Annotated in this window: 14 protein-coding genes; all 14 read right to left on the reverse strand. The window is 46.0% G+C overall.

Annotation, left to right across the window (positions count from 1 at the left end; translation table 11 throughout):
* Nucleotides 1-105: 105 nt before the first annotated feature.
* Nucleotides 106-2,391, reverse strand: coding sequence for a GAF domain-containing protein (locus KOO63_06130; protein ID MBU8921381.1), 2,286 nt, complete (start codon nt 2,389-2,391; stop codon nt 106-108).
* Between the two features lie 65 nt (nt 2,392-2,456).
* Nucleotides 2,457-5,030, reverse strand: coding sequence for a DNA mismatch repair protein MutS (gene mutS / locus KOO63_06135; GenBank protein ID MBU8921382.1), 2,574 nt, complete (start codon nt 5,028-5,030; stop codon nt 2,457-2,459).
* The gene (locus KOO63_06140) at nt 5,031-6,008 is read right to left on the reverse strand and encodes an SPOR domain-containing protein (GenBank protein ID MBU8921383.1); all 978 of its coding nucleotides are present in this window, start codon (nt 6,006-6,008) and stop codon (nt 5,031-5,033) included.
* Nucleotides 6,009-6,082: 74 nt separating this feature from the next.
* Nucleotides 6,083-7,240, reverse strand: a complete 1,158-nt coding sequence (locus KOO63_06145; GenBank protein ID MBU8921384.1) for a hypothetical protein — start codon at nt 7,238-7,240, stop codon at nt 6,083-6,085.
* Between the two features lie 12 nt (nt 7,241-7,252).
* Nucleotides 7,253-7,573, reverse strand: coding sequence for a DUF1049 domain-containing protein (locus KOO63_06150; GenBank protein MBU8921385.1), 321 nt, complete (start codon nt 7,571-7,573; stop codon nt 7,253-7,255).
* Between the two features lie 14 nt (nt 7,574-7,587).
* A complete protein-coding gene (gene miaB, locus KOO63_06155) occupies nt 7,588-8,910 on the reverse strand; it encodes a tRNA (N6-isopentenyl adenosine(37)-C2)-methylthiotransferase MiaB (protein ID MBU8921386.1) in 1,323 nt (440 codons plus the stop codon).
* Between the two features lie 8 nt (nt 8,911-8,918).
* Nucleotides 8,919-10,223: a tRNA (N(6)-L-threonylcarbamoyladenosine(37)-C(2))-methylthiotransferase MtaB gene (gene mtaB / locus KOO63_06160; GenBank protein ID MBU8921387.1), complete on the reverse strand. Its 1,305-nt coding sequence runs from the start codon at nt 10,221-10,223 to the stop codon at nt 8,919-8,921.
* A 93-nt stretch (nt 10,224-10,316) separates the two neighbouring features.
* Entirely contained in the window at nt 10,317-12,356 is a 2,040-nt protein-coding gene (locus KOO63_06165; protein ID MBU8921388.1) for a 30S ribosomal protein S1, read from the reverse strand.
* Nucleotides 12,357-12,458: 102 nt separating this feature from the next.
* Nucleotides 12,459-13,319 (reverse strand): 4-hydroxy-3-methylbut-2-enyl diphosphate reductase, encoded by an 861-nt coding sequence (gene ispH / locus KOO63_06170; GenBank protein ID MBU8921389.1) that lies wholly within the window; start codon nt 13,317-13,319, stop codon nt 12,459-12,461.
* Complete coding sequence (cmk, locus tag KOO63_06175; GenBank protein MBU8921390.1) at nt 13,303-14,637, reverse strand: (d)CMP kinase; 1,335 nt, start codon at nt 14,635-14,637, stop codon at nt 13,303-13,305. Before cmk ends, ispH begins: the two co-directional genes overlap by 17 nt.
* Before the next feature lie 52 nt (nt 14,638-14,689).
* Nucleotides 14,690-15,796 (reverse strand): histidinol-phosphate transaminase, encoded by a 1,107-nt coding sequence (gene hisC, locus KOO63_06180; protein ID MBU8921391.1) that lies wholly within the window; start codon nt 15,794-15,796, stop codon nt 14,690-14,692.
* Nucleotides 15,796-16,545, reverse strand: coding sequence for an rRNA pseudouridine synthase (locus KOO63_06185; protein MBU8921392.1), 750 nt, complete (start codon nt 16,543-16,545; stop codon nt 15,796-15,798). Before KOO63_06185 ends, hisC begins: the two co-directional genes overlap by 1 nt.
* Nucleotides 16,545-17,375 (reverse strand): SMC-Scp complex subunit ScpB, encoded by an 831-nt coding sequence (scpB, locus tag KOO63_06190; GenBank protein ID MBU8921393.1) that lies wholly within the window; start codon nt 17,373-17,375, stop codon nt 16,545-16,547. The genes KOO63_06185 and scpB overlap by 1 nt, the downstream gene beginning before the upstream one ends.
* Nucleotides 17,350-18,114 (reverse strand): segregation/condensation protein A, encoded by a 765-nt coding sequence (locus KOO63_06195; protein ID MBU8921394.1) that lies wholly within the window; start codon nt 18,112-18,114, stop codon nt 17,350-17,352. The genes scpB and KOO63_06195 overlap by 26 nt, the downstream gene beginning before the upstream one ends.
* Nucleotides 18,115-18,175 lie beyond the last annotated feature (61 nt).

Raw genomic sequence — 18,175 nt, forward strand, 5'->3', positions numbered from 1 at the left:
GACCTGCTGCAATGGGACAAATCATCAATCTGACTGATGTTGATATCAGGTTTGTTAAGATAGCATAGCGTGGTCGGGAGGGCAACTATGAATGGAGACTATCCATCAATCAGCTTTCAGCTTCGATTTTGCGTCACTGATAAGGTCAGAGGCAGTCTCGGAGTTACCCGGATAAAGAGAAAACGCGCTGACTGGACTGAATCTTTCACGTTCAAACAATCCTTTTTTCTCAAGGATCCCGCTGATCAGCCCCAGTATCCTTTCCTCCAGGTCCCCTATCCTCTGAAAACTCTCTAATGATATGATTCCGAAGATATCAGTCTCCATCCACGAAAAATAGTCAGTTCTTCTTGCGGAGTTCCTAACACTTTTACTCAACATGTTAATAAGATCGAGCGCATGGTGTGAGGATACACTATAGTATTCGTTCAACCCGACTATCTTGAAAAGGGTGACAGTGAATCCATGATGATATCTTTCAGCCCTTTCGATCTCTTCCTTGATTCTCTCAATGAAGATCTTCTGGTTTGATTTTAGAAGATCATTGAAGCTGGACGGCTCCTTCTTGTCAGAAAGAGATTTCTTCTGCTTCAGGATCGGAGTGAGTATGTCTCGTACTTTGTCAAGGAGACCAAGCTCCTGCTTTCCGAACACGGTCGAATCCAGAGGAGTCTCGGGTGTTTTGCTGTATCCGTTAAATACCGCAGTGAAATCATCAGAGATGAAAAACGGATAGGATATCACTGATGTGTATGAAGGAATCTTGTCGAAAGTCCCGATATCACTTTTCAGAAAACTCGTACATTCTGGTTTTAAGTGTTTCATAGACCGTTCTCTAAGTTCATTGTCAAACTTGACATCAGTTTCCCTGTCTAATTCGTTCTGTGGGAATCCGAAATAAGATATTTCTTCACCAGAAGCACTTTTGAAGTAAAAACTTCCCATTGAAGCATTGATCACAGAAGCGACAACACCAGGAATATGCTTCAACCTTGCATTTACGTCATCTACGCCCATGAGATAGGGTGTGAGAGCTGATAGTTCTTCATATCTTTTCAATTTCCTCTGTTGTTTTAGCTCCCTGAGTTGTGCATATGCGAAAAATCCGACCTGGAATCTCAAGGTATCTTTAAGTCTCATAAATTGCTCGAGAGATTCGAGTTTAGAAAATTCCATGACCAATACACCAAGTGGTGTGTTATGTACAAGTGGAAGATAGATAGATGTAATCGAATCCCCACTCTCCTTGATCTGAAGAGACGGATCATGTGTCGCCTCAGTCAGAATTATTTCTTTGCCCGTAAGATAAGCTCTTGCCAGACTTCCCTTTAGGCAATGTATGCGTGGAGCCACTTCTTCCAACTGTTCGTACTGATCACTACCCCCCAATATGAGCCAGTCTCCTTCATCAGTAGCCGTATATATGGTGACCGTATCTGCATCCAGTTCCTGACAAAGCGTCTTGCAAAGTCCTGAAAATTTTTGATGGAAACCGATATCGGATTTGAAAAGAGATTCCAGAAAATTCCTTATCTCGAATTCTTTTTCCCTTATCCCTCTCGTGTCTATTCTAAGATGTTGATCAAGTATTGGCGCTATCTTTTCGGCTAGAAGGTCTATAGATTCAACATCTGTTTTCGTGAGTAAACGCTCGTCCCTGTCAGTTGAGATATTCAATACACCAATCAGTTTATCTTCGAATATCAGAGGCGCTGAAATAGCACTCTGAATATTTTCTCTTTCACGCCCATGGGCATAAAACTGGCTGTCTACAATATTTTCTAATAGTCTGGTGCTCTTTTCCTCTGCTACCTTTCCTGCAATCCCTTCACCTATTTTCTGCCTGGTGTTACTCACCACCTCCGGACTCAATCCTGTAGCATACCCTATATATAGTTCGCTGGTCTCTTCCGAGCATAACATGATGGAGCCTGAAGATGCCTGAACGGCTCTGACGGAGATCTCAAGTAACCACCGGAGAAGCCTTTCTCTATCCGTTATTCGCTTGATATATTTCAAGGCCATTTCGAGGTGTTCCGGCCAGGGGGGCCTCTTATTATCATTGTTAGCCGTATCTGTAACCAGGTGATTCACCGCCTCGGATGGATTGATGATTCTTAGATCATCATTTTTAAGTATAAGTACCTCTTCTTTGAATTGGTGCCGCTCGTCGGTTACTATGATATAATCAGCTTTTCTGAAGGCATCTACGAATGAACGATCCGTAAAAACAGGAATTCCTATGATCTCAGCTATCTCAAGTCCTATTGCTCTGGGATCTTTGTCATATATACCGATTATGTGGTAAACAGGATTACGATGAAACTCACTTAGAATATTGAGTTCCTTTTCGCCGCCACCAAGAATGGCAATATTCTTGACCGTCTTCACGATAATGCACCTCTCGAATTAATCCGCTATTAATTCAAGCAAGACTTAAGCCAGACGTCAAAACATTAGTTATCTTTTGATATTCTATGGAGTTTCGCAAGAAGTTGAAGGGCATCCAACGGTGTTATTCTGTCAGGATCGATTCCCTTCAGTATTTCGCGAATGGGGTCAGGCTCCTTAAAAAGGGAGGCTTGCACGTGCCTGTAATTGTCATTAACGCTGGACGTTACATGGTTTGCTTCAAGTTCTTTGAAGCGCTGCCAGGCACTCTTTATGATGCTGTCTGGAAGACCGGCGAGTTGGGCGACATGTATTCCGTAACTTTTGTCACTTTTTCCTTCCAGTATCCTGTACAGGAAAATCACATTATCTCCCCATTCCTTTACTTCGACACGCATATTCTTCAATCTAGGATATTTATCGGATAATGAAGTCAACTCGTGAAAATGCGTAGCAAAAAGGGTCCGAGGCCTCCTCGACTTATTTTCAAGAAGATATTCTGTGACTGCCCATGCGATACTAAGGCCATCAATGGTACTTGTACCCCTTCCGATCTCGTCAAGGAGAACAAGACTTTTCGACGAACAGTTATTCAGAATCCTGGCAGTCTCACCCATCTCAACGAGAAAAGTACTCTGTCCGCGTGCCAGGTTATCACTTGATCCAACCCGCGTAAAGATTCGATCCATTATCCCAATCCGCGCGCGTGATGCCGGAACGAAGCTTCCCATCTGAGCCATTATCGCGATCAGTGCAGCCTGGCGTATATATGTAGATTTACCCCCCATATTCGGCCCGGTTATAAGAAGAAGCTGTCTTTCGTCTGGTCTTATATTTATTTCGTTGGGTATAAACGATTTTCCAGAAATCGCTTCCACTACTGGATGCCTTCCCGCAGATACAACAAGATCCTCTGAATCATCTACTACAGGCATGCAGAAATTCCTGTCTATAGCCAGATCTGCCAGTGACGATAAGACATCCAGTATCGAGACAGCCTGAGCGACCTTCTGCAGAATATGACTTCTGGCCGAGATCTCTGAACAGACCCTGGAGAAGATCTCCTTTTCAAGTTCTATTCGCCTGACATCCGCTGTGAGTATCTGTGTCTCACGTTCTTTTAGTTTCTCTGTCACATACCTTTGAGATGCTACCAGGGATTGTTTAGCTGAATAATCTTCCGGTATTTTCGATTCATGAATCCTTGATACCTCAATATAGTATCCGAACACTTTATTGAATCCGACTTTTAGAGAGGGTATCCCTGTCCGTTCCCGTTCCTGCCGTTGAAGATCGGCTATCCACTGTCGGCCATTTTCCGAATCATCTATCAGTATGTCGAGAGCAGAGTCGAAGCCTGTTCGGATAAATCCACCATCCTTCATCCTGGAGGGAGCTTCCGGATCGATGCTGTCCTTGATAAGGTCGGAGATATTGTTGGGTTGAGACGCAATATCAATGTTTTCCCTTACTACCTTAGCATCGAAACTGGAGCATTTCTCGATTATTTCCGGAATCCTCGATAATGCATCCGCAAGGTAAAGAAGCTCTCTGGGAGACGCCCTTCCGGTAGTAACCCTTGAGATGATCCTTTCGATGTCGGGAAATCCAACTAAAGAAGACCTCAGTGATCTCATCATGATCTGGTCGGATATGATAGAGGATATTCCTTCGAGTCTTCTATTAATCACTTCAATTATCCTCGAAGGGTGCATCATCCAACTCCGGAGACACCTGCCTCCTCCCGAAGTCTTTGTTCTATCCATATGGTGTATTAGAGTCGTTTCAGGAGAATCTCCACGAACTGGTTCGGTGAGTTCAAGGTTTCTGGCCGTTTCCGCGTCGAGAAAAAGCGTATCTTCCGGCACAATAAGTAGAATATTCGAGAGATGTGCCATATCATTGTTCCTGAGGTCCTTTATATGCCTTAAAAGAGAGCCTGCCGATATTACAGCTAGTTTCCTGCCTTCAATACCAAAGCAGGAAAGGTTATTTACCCCAAAATGTTTCTTCAACTCTTCTTCGGCTTCTTTTTCATTAAAGAGATACCCGGGGGCGCTTTCGACAGAACATCCAGGACTATTTTCAAGAATCAGGGTGCTGAGTAAATCTTCGCCTTCAGGGATTATTGATTCACGGACCTGGAAACCACTTATCAGGTTCTCTACAATCTGTTTCGAATCTTCAGCTACCCTGAATTCTCCAGTAGAAAGGTCTATCAGCGAAAACCCATAGTTTTCACCTTTCGAGACAATCGACATTATATAGTTATTTTCCTTTTCCTGGAGAGTTGAAGGTTCCAGCGTCGTCCCCGGTGTGATTATATCAGTGACCTCTCTCTTGACGATCCCCTTTCCCTCTCCCGGCAGCTCGACCTGGTCGCATATAATGACTTTTTCACCATGGGCGAGCAATTTGGAGATATATGCATCGACAGCATGAATAGGTACTCCGGCCAATGGGATTGGATTTTTTTTGTCCCTTGAGGTCAGAGCGATATTGAGAATTCTGGAGATTTTCCTGGCATCCTCATAGAACGTCTCGTAAAAATCTCCGACCTGAAACAGGAGGATGCCGTCATCGTATCTATCCCTGATTTCCTGATACTGGGTCATCAGAGGAGTGGCTTTGGGGCTCATTTATTCGAGAGGAAGGACTTTGCTCGAGTATCCGGTCTGTTCCATGAATCTCAACGCGTCAGCTTCGGCCTTTTCACGAGTCGGGTATCTACCGACCCTTACCCTGTACCATATTCTGCCTCTGCTCTCGCTCGATTCCACTCTAAGGCCCTCGACGGCTTCTCTGAGTTCTGCGGCAAAGATCTCGGCGTTTTCTCTCACGCTGAACGCGCCGAATTGTAACGTATAGAGCTGATCGGATGATGACGCGTAGTCAATAATACTTGCCGTCGTCTCTTCCCTTTCACCTCCTCCCGACGAAATATGTCTTTTTCTGCTGGTTACCCTGTCGAGTGCCTGAAGTTTTTCTCTCGCCTGGGGCGCTTCTAATGACTCAGGAAAAAGTCTTTTCAGATTTCTGTAAACATTAATTGCTTTCTCATGTTCGCCAAGTATCTCATAGCATTCTCCGAGCTTGAATCCCGCGACAGGATTTGAGTGGCTTCCCGCAATCATCTCGAATCTTTCTACCGCATTGCTGACTCTGCCGTACTGTATATCGATCTCCGCGAGAGCCATGTAGCCCCAGTAGAGATAATCTCCCCTGTCTACCAAAGCGAATTCAATCTCCGCCCTTTCAGAATCACCCAACTCCTTGCTGGCAAGTCCCTTGAAGTAGTGAGCTTCCATTCTTTCCGAGGAACGGGAGTCATCAGGTATACGACCAAGAGTTTCGATGACTTCCCTGTAACTTCCAAGCGCATAGTAAATCTTCGCAAGTTCCACTTTCGCCTTGAAAGCTTCTCCCTTACGTCCTGAAGCTACGACCTCTCTGTAAAGCCTGACAGCTTGATCCGAGTCTGTTTCAACTGAAGCAAGTATCATCCTGGCCTGATCGAGAGATCTGCCCCTGAGACCGTCAATACTCTCTTCAATCGCAGTCCTGGCGTTGGCGTACTCTTTGCGGTTGATCTCTCTCCGGACAGACCTGAAGTTCAACGATGCTCCTTGCAGGAGGGCGGAAATCAGGACTATCAGCGCCAGAGCAAGTGATATTCTTCGGATAATAAAGATTATTCTTCCATCCTGAAAGTGTTGAGCCCCGAACAGTTTCTGCAGTAATGTTGTGGTATGGTCGACTTTTCCCCGCATGTCGAACATATGTTCGCAAGGTGATGGTAAGAGGAGGCCCCCTTCTCATCAAGAACCTTCCGAGCATCGATCTCCATTTCAGCATCCAGGTACGCGGCCGCCATTTTAATGGCTATAAGATAGTCGACCGGCCCGCCCGAAGCCTTAGCTTCCCGCAGGACAGAAATGCTTTTTCGTGTGTCTCCCTTTTTCAGAAAAAGGTCCGCGAGAGCAAAGCTGACAAATGGATCAGATGGGTATTTTTCAGAAAGGTCATCGAGAAGAACCTCGAGACGTTCATAATCTCCCGACTCAAAAAGTGCTTTCTGCAGATCAGGAAGTATTTCTTCGAGAAACGCAATGTCTTCTATTAAAAGACGATGCCACAACTGGACGGCAGCCCCACTGTCCCCACCCTCTGCCTCCACAACAGCTGAAAGGTAAAGAGCAGGTACGGACGAGTCGTCTTCCCTGAGAGCCTTTTTCAGAAAAGCCCTTGATTCCGCTTTTTCATCTCTGTCGTAAAGTATCGACCCCACACAGGAAAGGTACGCGCTTCTCTCCCAGGCCCCCGTCTCAGGGTCTATATTCGAAATGGCTTTGAGCATGGAGAAAGCATTTTCATAATCACCATTTTTATGATACAAGCGGTGAAGTGCCCTTGCGATATCTATATCTTTCTTGCGTTTGTGAATTGAATTAAGAGCGGCAATGGCTCTATCCATTTTTCCCATTTCTGAGAGATCTTCCGCTAAAGCGATCTGGACGGCCTTCTCCTCTTCATAACCCAGATCACGTCTGACTGTTAGACTCCTGTGTATCTGAAGGGCCTTTTCGGGCATTTTCCTTTCACGCAGAAGATTTCCGAGTTGAATATAGGCACCAATATCAGATTCTCCATTTTTGACCGCTTTCGTCAACAGCTTGAATGCCTTGTCCCTGTCTCCATCGATGAGTGCGTAAAGGGCTTCTATATATCCAGTCCCTGATGCTCTGCGTTTTCTCTTTTTCTGAAGAAAAAGCATGACAAGCAGGATAGCAGCTGCGACACAGAGAATAATAAGAAGTATTGCCTTGAAACTGATAGTATCCATTCCCATGATAATGTCTTTCTATAATACAGGATCCGTATCGACGTCTTCGTCATCCTCGAGAGGGAGAGTCCTGAGGTCCGAAAGCTCTCCTTTTAATTTTTTATTAAGTTTTCTCTCCCTGACCAGTTTCAGCATAAGCTGAGCCTCCCTGATCCATGCTCCCACCGCCCAGACAATCATTCCCAGAAAAAATGTCACAACCAGAACGAGGTTCATTTCAACATCGACAAATGTCCTGGTAAAAAAATGAAATGTCACTCGGGTGCCCGCGTTTTTTGTTCCAAGCCAGACCAGCCCTACGGCACCTATAAGGAGAATGATACCACGAATGATCCACACGAATATTACCTCCTTCACACCACCTCACCAATGTAGGTGAAGTTTCGTATCCCTGTCAGGTAGACTTGCAAAACATCCCCATTATTCAGATCGGCTCTACTTACGAGAACGTTTCTGAAATGCGGCGTTCGACCTTTCCAAAAAAGATATTCCCCCTTTTTAACCCTAGCGTCAAGAAGGATTTCGTCTGTCAGCCCGACTCTCGATTCCAGAATCTCTTTTCTTATCTTCTGTACAAGGCTGTTCAGCCTTGCAAGTCTTTCCTTCTTCAGTTCTGAAGAAACATCATCGTCCATTTTGTATGCCGACGTACCTTCTCTTGGCGAATATTTAAATGTAAAAGCTGAATCAAATCTACAATCCCTTACGACACCCAGTGTCTCCTCAAAATCCGCGTCAGTCTCCGAGGGAAATCCGACTATGATATCGGTAGTAATTGCCAGGTCCGGCCTGATCTTACGTGCCTCAGAGACAATATCGAGATAATGTTGCCTGGTATACCCCCTCCCCATCAAAGAAAGCACACGGTCGCTTCCGGCCTGGAATGGGAGATGGATATGGGGACACAACCGTTGATCTTCATTCATTATCTGAAATATCTTTTTGTCGACATCTCGAGGATGAGTAGTGAGAAATCTCAATCGCCTGATATCAGAGTTCTCAAGGATATGTCGGATGAGACCTGTAAAATCGATGCCATCTCTGTTGTAAGCCATTACGTTCTGACCGAGAAGAGTAATTTCTTCTGCGCCGGCCGCAGTTAGAATATCCACTTCATGAAGAATGTGAGCGATATCCCGACTTCTCACTGGGCCTCTAAGATAAGGAACGATGCAGTAGGAACAGAAGTTCTCACATCCGCGGGTAATCGAGAGAAAACGGGAGACTCTCTTGTCCTTCTCGTCAGATGTCGACCCCAGGCGGTATGCTGCGTTCTCGTCCTGCTCCGTGATCACATTTTTTTCTCCGCCTTCAATAATCGAAATGACAGCAGATACAAGTCCGAGGTAGTTATCCGGACCTACAATCAGGGACAACCCAGAGACTTTCTTGAAAAGACTGTCACCCATTCTCTGGGCCATGCATCCACAAACGACAAGAACAGCCCTGTTCCTTGAAAGGTCGTTAAGTCTGCCTATTGCTCTTTGTTCCGCATTCTCCCTCACACTGCACGTATTTACAACTATGACATCAGCTTCTCCGGCTGTTTGTACAGTCTCAAACCCTGAGGCAATCATCATGGATTCGATGACCTCAGTGTCAAACGCGTTCATCTGACATCCAAATGACTCATAGTAGGTCTTCATCATGTCCAGTACTTTCAGCCTTTCGTCCAAACAAACTTCTATTCGCTCAATATCCCATAGAGTCTGCCCCTCGAAAAATGAGTGATCTCTACAGGACAGAGTTTTCCATATTTCGCCCGAGGAGCCTTGAGGCTGACTTCGCAGTAATTCCCTGTAAGGCCGGTCAGGAACCTTGAATGGCGCTTTGCTTTTCCTTGAACGAGGACTATCTCCCGTTTACCCGTTCTGGATCGCATGAATTCGAGTTTCTTTTTCTTACCGAGCCGAATAAGTTTCCTGCTTCTCGATTTTTTTACCTCTGGTGATACCTGATCCTTCATGCTGTCCGCCGGAGTCCCTGGTCTCCTCGAATAAGCAAAGACATGGAAATAATTAAAAGGAAGAGCCTTCAGGAAATTTCTGGTATTCCGGAACCTTACATCGGTCTCTCCCGGAAACCCGGTAATTATATCAGTGCCTATCGATATATCCATGGATGTTTTCTTCACCTCATCCAATTTTGCCAGAAAACCACTCGTAGAATATGGTCGGTTCATGGCTTTCAGGATATCGTCATCGCCACTCTGTAGTGGGATATGGAGATGAGAAGCCAGTCTTTCGCTCGATACCATCAATGAGAGAATGCCGTGACTCACTTCGTTCATCTCTATACTACTTAATCGCAACCTCACCTTATCCGTGCGTGAGATTATGTCGGAAATGAGAGTATCCAGCTTTATCCTTTCGGGGAGATCATATCCATACCGCCCGATGTGTATACCTGTAAGGACCACTTCTTCTATACCATTATTTTCCAGCCTTATAACCTGAGCGAGAACATCATCTCTTGGAATGCTTCTACTAGAACCTCTAGCTCTTGGAATGATGCAGTAGGTGCAGGATGAATCGCATCCCTCCTGGATCTTTATAAATGCCCTCGAATGCTTGTTAAAATCGTCAATACCGTGAAAATGTTTTTCAGATTTTGAATCTGAAATGAGATCCAACTGACTCCCAGCAAGCCTTTCAAGTTCCAGAGGTATGGATTCCTTCTGGACGTTTCCCAGAACAAAATCGACCTCGTCCATCATTTCGAGAACCTTCGGAGATACTTCAGCGTAGCATCCAGTCACAAGCACAAAACCGTCCGGAGACGCGCGTTTGGCCCTTCTTACCGCATTCCTGCAACGTGAATCCGTTTTGCCTGTGACAGTACATGTATTCACAATACTGAAAGAAGATTTCGCTCCGAAATCCCTGCACTCCCAGCCAAGGCGGATAAGTTCCTGTCTTATACACTCTGATTCAAACTGATTCAGTTTGCAGCCAAGGGTTGTTATCGAAAATGTCTTTCCGGCTTTCAGACTGTGCCCCCATAATCATGTTTATCATACAAAGCGGAGTGAAGGCATCAGATCGCCCTCACTCCGCTTAAAAAAGACAAGCCTTGATCTGGCTTATTCCTTCTTTTCTTCATCCTCTACAGCTTCTTTGTCTGCTGTTTCTTCTGAAGCTTCTTCTTCAACGGCGGGTTCCTCAACCGGAGCGTCTGAAGGCTCAGTGACGGGATCATCATTGGTTTTCACCTCATCAGGAGATTCTTCTACAGCCACTTCTTCAGGCTCTGGCGCCTTGTCAGTAACTATATCTTCCTGATAAGCATCATCGTACGGTTCAGCCATATCACCCGAGGTGTCATCCGGCAGATCGTTGTTGACCTCTCTCCTTGGGAATTTCTCTCTGAACTCTTCCAGTTCTTCTTTGGATTTTCCCTCGAAAAAAGCGTTAACGCTGAGAACAATGCGTTTGTTCTGCGGATCCATCTTGATGACCTTCAGGGGCAGCTTGTTATTCGTATCAAAGTGCTCTGTAGGTTTCTTGATCCCATCAATCCCGAGATGGGAAAGAGGAACAAATCCTTCAACATCAGTCCTGAGTTCTACTACAGCTCCCCTGTCGAGGATCCTCGAGATAGTCCCTGGTGTCTCTGTGCCTACAGTGAATTCGTTGGCAAGATCTGTCCATGGATTTTCTCTCGTCTGCTTCATGCCCAGACTGATCCTTCTTTTCGAACTGTCGATTTCAAGGACGACTACTTCAACTTCGTCACCTTTTCTGACCATTTCTGATGGATGCCTTATCCTTTTTGCCCACGACATGTCAGAAATATGGACAAGGCCATCGATACCGTCTTCGATCTCCACAAAAGCACCGAAATTAGTCAGGTTCCTGACTTTGCCATTCATTCTGGTTCCGGCCGGGTACTTACTCTCGAGAGCTTTCCAGGGATCCGGTTCCAGCTGTTTGAGGCCCAACGATATCTTCTCGTGTTCCTTGTCGACATTAAGGATGACAGCTTCCACTGTATCGCCGATCGCAACAACCTTGGAGGGATGTTTTACATGTCTCGTCCAGGACATCTCTGAGATATGGATAAGACCCTCGATACCTTTTTCGAGTTCAACGAAAGCTCCGTAATCGGTGATCGAGACGACCTTGCCTCTCATCTTCTTCCCAACGGGATAACGTTCGTCGACACCTTCCCAAGGATATGGAGTGAGCTGTTTGAGGCCGAGAGAGATCCTTTCCCTTTCCTTGTCGAAATCAAGGACCTTGACCTTAAGTTTGTCACTGATAGCAACAACTTCGGAAGGATGACTGACCCTGCCCCATGTGAGATCTGTCAAGTGCAGAAGCCCGTCTATGCCACCGAGATCAACGAACGCTCCGAAATCGGTGATATTCTTCACGATTCCTTCGCGAATCTCTCCAACCTCTATCTCGGCAAGAAGGGTCTTCTTGTTTTCTTCACGCTCGGCTTCCAGCACGACTCGTCGGGAAACAACGATGTTTCTTCTTCTCTTGTTAAGCTTGATGATCTTACAATCGAGTTCCTTGCCGATAAGGTCATCAAGATTCGGTACCTGGCGAAGAGCGATCTGCGATCCTGGAAGGAACGCGTCGACTCCCATCAACTTGACAACCAGCCCACCCTTGATCCTTCTGTCTACCAGGGCATTGACTGTGCTTGCATCGTCATAAGCTTCCTTGATCTCGTTCCAGGCCTTGAGGAAGTCAGCCTTCATCTTTGAAAGAACGATCAATCCATCCTGGTTTTCCATCTTCTCAAGGAAAACATCAAAGATGTCGCCTTTCTTGACCTCTGTACAATTGGCGAATTCATTGATTGGAATTGTGCCTTCACTCTTGAACCCAACGTCAAGAATGATCTCCTTCTCGTGAACCGAATAGACAGTACCCTTTACGATCTTGCCTTCCTTCAGTTCATCGGCCTCTGTGCGGATGCCCCCAGCGATTTCGAGCCAGTCTTCTCCCTCTTCAAAATCGGAATCGATCTCTCCAGGAGTAACCACCTCGAACATGGTCAAGTAGGAATACTTGGTAGAGTTGATCTCAGCTCCGCCAGTCTCCTCCTTGTCTGTTGTTCCGGATATACCGGTGTCCTGTTGTGTTTCCTCGGATTTTTCTTCGTGCATTGATTAATCGCCCCTTTCATATGGATTTTAACAGAGTTATGATATCTCCTGAAGTAGTTAAGCGCAAGCGGTTTTTATCTGTTTCAGGGGGGCTTTTCTCGGTCAGATTATGGCGGCTATTTCGTGAAGTCTTCTCAGAACGTCATTTACCACCCATTCAGGTGTCGATGTTCCTGTCGCGAGGCCTATCTTTCTGTATTTTTCGAACCATTCCGTCATAATCTCGTCTGATGTCTCGATAAATCTTGCCTCTATTCCTGAATCGACACACATTTTGTAAAGTCTTTTAGTATTGGAGCTTGTCTTGCCTCCGACAACAAGCATCATATCAACTGAACGGGAAAGTTCGAGTGTGGCCTCACGTCTGAGTGTAGTCGCCTGGCATATGGTGTCATAGCTCCTGAGGTCCGGGATCTTCCTGCGAAGGACCTCTATTATCTCCACAGCTTTTTCACGAGCGTATGTTGTCTGTATAACCACCCCTGCCTGCAATACTCCTTCGACTTCGTCTGCTTCCGCAGGAGAATCGATGATAATCACTCCTCCTTCAGCACGTCCGGCAATTCCTTTTACCTCGGGATGACTCGAATCTCCTATGATTATTACCTGCCTGGTCTCCATGGACATTTTCTCGACATGTTCCTGAATCTTCCGAACAAAGGGACATGTCGTATCTATGAGATTGATCCCCATTTCTTCAGCCTGGATCCTGATCGAAGGGTCGACTCCATGAGCCCTGACTATCAGAGTGTCTCCTACTCTGAGTTCCTTCATCGAATTAACGGGGACCACGCCTTTTTCCCTTAGTTTCTCAACGGCTTGAGGATTGTGTATCACATCGCCGATCGTATATATCCTTAGCTCGCTTTTTGCGAGGCCTTCTTCGATAAGGGTCATGGCCCTCTTAACTCCGAAACAGTAACCGGTATGAGGAGAACAGACCACTTCAAGCTTCTGATTCATCTTTAAGCACCTTCAGGGATTCAGCTATCATTCCAGCCAGTATTTCGTAATCGGACTTCCGGTCATCCGGAACATAATCAGGATTCAGTCTGATCGGACGGCCTATACGAACTTCCAGTTTTTCTTTTCGCATCATGCATCTGCCAAGCATACCAGCACCTTTTATAAAAATCGGAACGATTCCCTTGCCGGTATTCATCGCTATAAAACCAAGCCCTGATTTTAACTTTCCTATTTCCCCCGTTCTGGATCTCGTACCTTCAGGAAACAACAGGACCGAATACCCGTCAGCGAGCTTGTCGAATATCACCTTGATCGATTTTCGATCAGCAGCCCCTCGCTTTACGGGAAACGCATGGTACTTCCTTATCAGCCACCCCAAAAACCTGTTCTTGAAAAGTTCGATCTTAGCCATAAACCAGATTTCCCGCTTCACGACGCAACCGACCAGGGGTGGGTCCGCGTAGGAGATGTGGTTCGATGCAAAAATGAAATTTTCCCTGTACAACAGATTGTCCATCCCATATACCTTCAGGCCGAATACGGTCCTGAAAAAACAATTGATCAATACTCCTGTAATTCGCCAGTAGAGCGGAACTTTTCGAGTTTCGCAAGGTTGGCCGCGCTTTATACGCAATTGCGATAATCTTTTATACTCTTTCCTGACGGCCTTTTCTATTATCTCGACCTGACCTTCAATGGTCGTCTCAGACGTATTTACTACTACAGCGCCGGGGGCCTTTCTTAATGGACTGTTTTCTCTGCCGGAATCTATCCTGTCTCTCTCAGAAATATTGTGTCTTATCTCTTCTCGATCCGGATCCATCCCCATAGAGCGCATCTGGGATATCCTTCTATCGGTCCTTGCATCGATATCAGCCTCCAGGAACACCTTGACTTCAGCGGATGGAAAGACTGTTGTTCCTGTGTCACGGCCTTCCGCGACTACCCCTCCTCCTGCCCCGATCTTCCTCTGGATCCTGACCATCGCTAGTCTTACACTTTTATAACGACTGACAGGTGAAACAGCGTTCGAGACTTCAAGTGTCCTGATCTTTGATTCCACTTCCTCTCCGTCAAGGAAGAACGTCGGGACACCACCTGACTCTCTCAACTCGATAGAAACAGTTTCGGCGACCTCAGAGACTTTTTGTTCATCCTCAGGATCAACACCCCGGCCGATAACCGCGTATGTGACCGCCCGGTACATCGCTCCTGTATCAAGGTACATCAGCCCAAGCCTGTCGGCCAGTATTGATGCTGTCGTGCTTTTACCCGAACCAGCGTGGCCATCGATAGTTACGATAATATCTTTCATAAATAAACCTTCTCGCGCCCGGATCCTGAACTTTTCGATCCGCAGGCTGATGTCATGATTTCAGAATGCTGCCGAGCACATCGAGGAAGATCCTGTTTTCCTCTGGTGTCCCGATTGAGACCCTGAAAGCTTCTTTACCGAGCCCCCATGGATTAGCGGATCTGACGATGACTCCCCTGTCCATCATCTTTCCGACGATATTCTCATGTTTATCTTCAAGCGGGACAGCAAGTAGAAAGTTTGTCTGGGATGCAGGAACATCGAATCCCAGCTTTCTAAGGTTGTCGCCGATCCATTCTCTCTGCTGGTTGTTTTCATCTATCCGTTCTTTCAGGCTAGCTCTGTTCTTGAGAGCGGCTCTCGCGGCTATCTGGGCAATCCGATTCACGTTAAATGGCTGCCTCACCATATGCAGGCAAGTGGCAAGGTCCTCATGCGAGATCGAATATCCGATCCTGAGTCCTGAAAGTGAGAATGCTTTGGAGAATGTCCTGAGGATGATGATGTTCTCTCGTTTTCCCAGAATACTTTTTGTGTCAGGGTAATCGTCAGCTGTGACATATTCAAAATAGGCCTCATCGAATACTACTAATATATCGTCAGAGAGACCTTCGAGAAAGGTGTCGACTTCACTTGCCGTCACATAGGTGCCTGTCGGATTATTCGGGTTGCAGATGAAGACCATTTTTGTCGCTGGAGTCAAAGCGTCCTTCAGGGCAACCAGGTCAAGTCGATAGTCTTTCAACGGAACTTTGATCTCGGCCACGCCAGCCTGCTGGCAAATGAGGGGATAGGCAATGAAACTTGGAAATGGATAAGCTGCTTCTTCTCCAGGGTTGATAAACGCCCTGACAAGCAGGTCAAGTATCTCGTTCGAACCGTTTCCTACAAATATCTGCCCGGGATCCACCCCGTGATATTCAGCCAGTTCGTGACTGAGATAATGACTTCCAGAATTGGGATAGCGACCAAGCTGGTCAATCTCGTCCATTATGGCCTGTTTTATTTCGTCCAGAGGCTCGTGGGGATTCTCGTTCGAGGCAAGCTTGATTATTTCGCCCTTGATATTCTTCTCTCTCCTCAACTCTTCTACCGGTTTGCCGGGAATGTAAGGTTTTACATTCTGGAGATGCTTCTTCATCAAGTCCTTAACGCTCATCAATAACTCCTTTTCAATAATCCGGATTTCTCTCTAAGAATCCTGTTTTCCTCGTTTGTCAGCACCCTTATCTCTCCAGGTGCCAGATCCTCGAAGAAAAGATCCCCCAGCGCTGCCCTGTGCAGGCTGATGATCCTGTGTCCAAATTTCTGAAACGTCCTCCTGATCTGCCTCTTTTTCCCTTCGTGAATAATGATCTTAAGCGTCGTACTTCTCTCGTCTTCTTTGAGGACAATGGCTCTGCAAGGAGCGGTAGTGAAATCCTCAAGTCGAACTCCAGACCTGATCGCCTTCAGGGCGGAAGCAGTTATCTTTCCATCGATTGTGACAATATATGTCTTATCTATTTTGAATTTTGGGTGAGTCAATCTATATGAAAGGTCTCCATCGTTTGTCAGCAAAATGATTCCAGAGGTGTCCATGTCAAGCCTGCCGACCGGAAATAGTCTTTCTTTAATCCCACTATCTCTGGCAAGGTCGATTACAGTTTTTCGATTTCTACCATCAACAGCGGCGCTCAGGATACCCCGAGGCTTGTTCAGGACCAGAATCACTTTTCGAGTGTAAATCTCTATACACTTTCCATCTATCGTTACGATATCTGACCCAGTATTAACCTTCGTCGAAAGGTCTGTAACGAGATTATCGTTTATGAAGACTTTCCCTCCATTTACGAGATCTTCGCATTTTCTGCGTGATCCGAGCCCGGCGGAAGCGAGAAATCTATTGATCCTGATTATTGGACTCATTACTGGATAGCGTTCTTCCCGTCTTCTACATCGGCTTCTGTATCCGTGGATAGATCTTGACTTTCACCTGACTCATCTGCGTCTTGCCTGGAGTCCTCATCCTCCATAACAGACTCTGCTTTTTCATTCGAGTCATCCCCGGAATCAACCGAAGATCCGGTATCTGCCTGCGATGCATCCGGGATCTCGTTTTCTGATGTTATGTTGCGATCCATTTCTGTAGGACTTGAATCATTCTCAGCCCCATCATGCGGTCTCGGGATAAGCTCCAGATCCATAAGATTCTTTTCAAGTTCAACCATGTCCGGCAACTCTCGATAATCCTTCAAGCCAAGATATTCAAGGAACTTTGTTGTTGTAGAATAAAGGTAGGGTTTTCCGACACCCTCACCTCTGCCACTGATCGTTACCAGCTCCCTGTCGATCAGTGTAGTGAGGACACCATCACAATTGACACCCCTGATCGCTTCCATAGCCAGCCTGTTTATCGGCTGCTTATAGGCTATAATAGCCAGGGTCTCAAGGGCAGGCCTGGAAAGCCTCGCCTTCCTGCGACTCTTGAAAAGTCTGGCGACCCTGTCGGCGTATTCCGGAAGGGTGACCAGCTGATAACCACCGGCGACTTCAACAATACCAAAGCTTCTGTTGTGTTGCCTGTAGAAATTCTCCAGAGACCCCACTGCCTTTTTTACATCTTTCACTGAGGTAACACCAGTCATAGACTGAAGACGCGAAGGGGATATTGGCGCGTCAGAAGCGAATAGATAAGCTTCTATCTCACCTTCAAGCTCTGGTATTATGATGTCATCCTGTCTTTGTTCCTGCTCCATACAGCTCACCTGTAGTCCCGTTCTCACTTTTATCCCGGCGATATAGCCAGACATCATTTCCTGACATCATCTGTCTTGCAAGAAGTTGTCCGGACTTGATCATCTCCAGAATTGCCAGAAATGTAACTATTACTTCAAGCTTATCGTAAGCTCCAGAGAGAAGTTCCGTAAAAAGAATCTCTGACTTTTCCGCAAGGCTACTACGAACATGCTCGATTTTTTCCTCGATCGTGAACGTCTCGCGTTCGATCCTGTATGTGACTTTTTTCTTCAGCTCATCCATCACACTTTTAAAAGCGTCCATCAGATCAAAAACGGAGACTTCCATCTGCGAGTCTTTTTCTGAGTTCAATTCGGCAGGAAAAATGGAGGGTGGTCTTGTGAATACTTGTCTTCTGACCTCTTCCTTTTTTGAAAGATGATTTGCTGCCTCTTTGAATTTTCTATATTCGATCAGATTCCTGACCAGTTCTTCCCTGGGATCCTCTTCCAACTCTTCTTCCTCAACCCTTCTGGGGAGAAGCATCTGGGCCTTGATCCTCATAAGTGTCGCTGCCATAACAAAGAATTCACCAGCCAAAGCGAGTTCGAGCTCGCGCATGACATCTATGTATGAGAGATATTCTCTGGTAATATGTGATATCGGAATGTCGTATATGTTGATCTTGTCTCTTCTGATCAGATGAAGAAGCAAATCCAACGGCCCTTCGAAATGTGAAAGCCTTATCTGATATGTCATCTACCCTCTAATCCGTTGTAACAGAATTACCACCAACAGCTTCCTTTGATTACATCAAAAA

The organism is Candidatus Latescibacterota bacterium (genome assembly GCA_019038625.1).
GTDB lineage: Bacteria > Krumholzibacteriota > Krumholzibacteriia > Krumholzibacteriales > Krumholzibacteriaceae > JAGLYV01.

Coding starts and splice junctions, on each gene's coding strand:
- cmk (MBU8921390.1), bottom strand. CDS start 14,637: ATGAAAGATATTATCGTAACTATCGATGGCCACGCTGGTTCGGGTAAA.
- mutS (MBU8921382.1), bottom strand. CDS start 5,030: ATGAGCCCCAAAGCCACTCCTCTGATGACCCAGTATCAGGAAATCAGG.
- KOO63_06185 (MBU8921392.1), bottom strand. CDS start 16,545: ATGAGTCCAATAATCAGGATCAATAGATTTCTCGCTTCCGCCGGGCTC.
- scpB (MBU8921393.1), bottom strand. CDS start 17,375: ATGGAGCAGGAACAAAGACAGGATGACATCATAATACCAGAGCTTGAA.
- KOO63_06145 (MBU8921384.1), bottom strand. CDS start 7,240: ATGGGAATGGATACTATCAGTTTCAAGGCAATACTTCTTATTATTCTC.
- KOO63_06195 (MBU8921394.1), bottom strand. CDS start 18,114: ATGACATATCAGATAAGGCTTTCACATTTCGAAGGGCCGTTGGATTTG.
- ispH (MBU8921389.1), bottom strand. CDS start 13,319: ATGAATCAGAAGCTTGAAGTGGTCTGTTCTCCTCATACCGGTTACTGT.
- hisC (MBU8921391.1), bottom strand. CDS start 15,796: ATGAGCGTTAAGGACTTGATGAAGAAGCATCTCCAGAATGTAAAACCT.
- KOO63_06165 (MBU8921388.1), bottom strand. CDS start 12,356: ATGCACGAAGAAAAATCCGAGGAAACACAACAGGACACCGGTATATCC.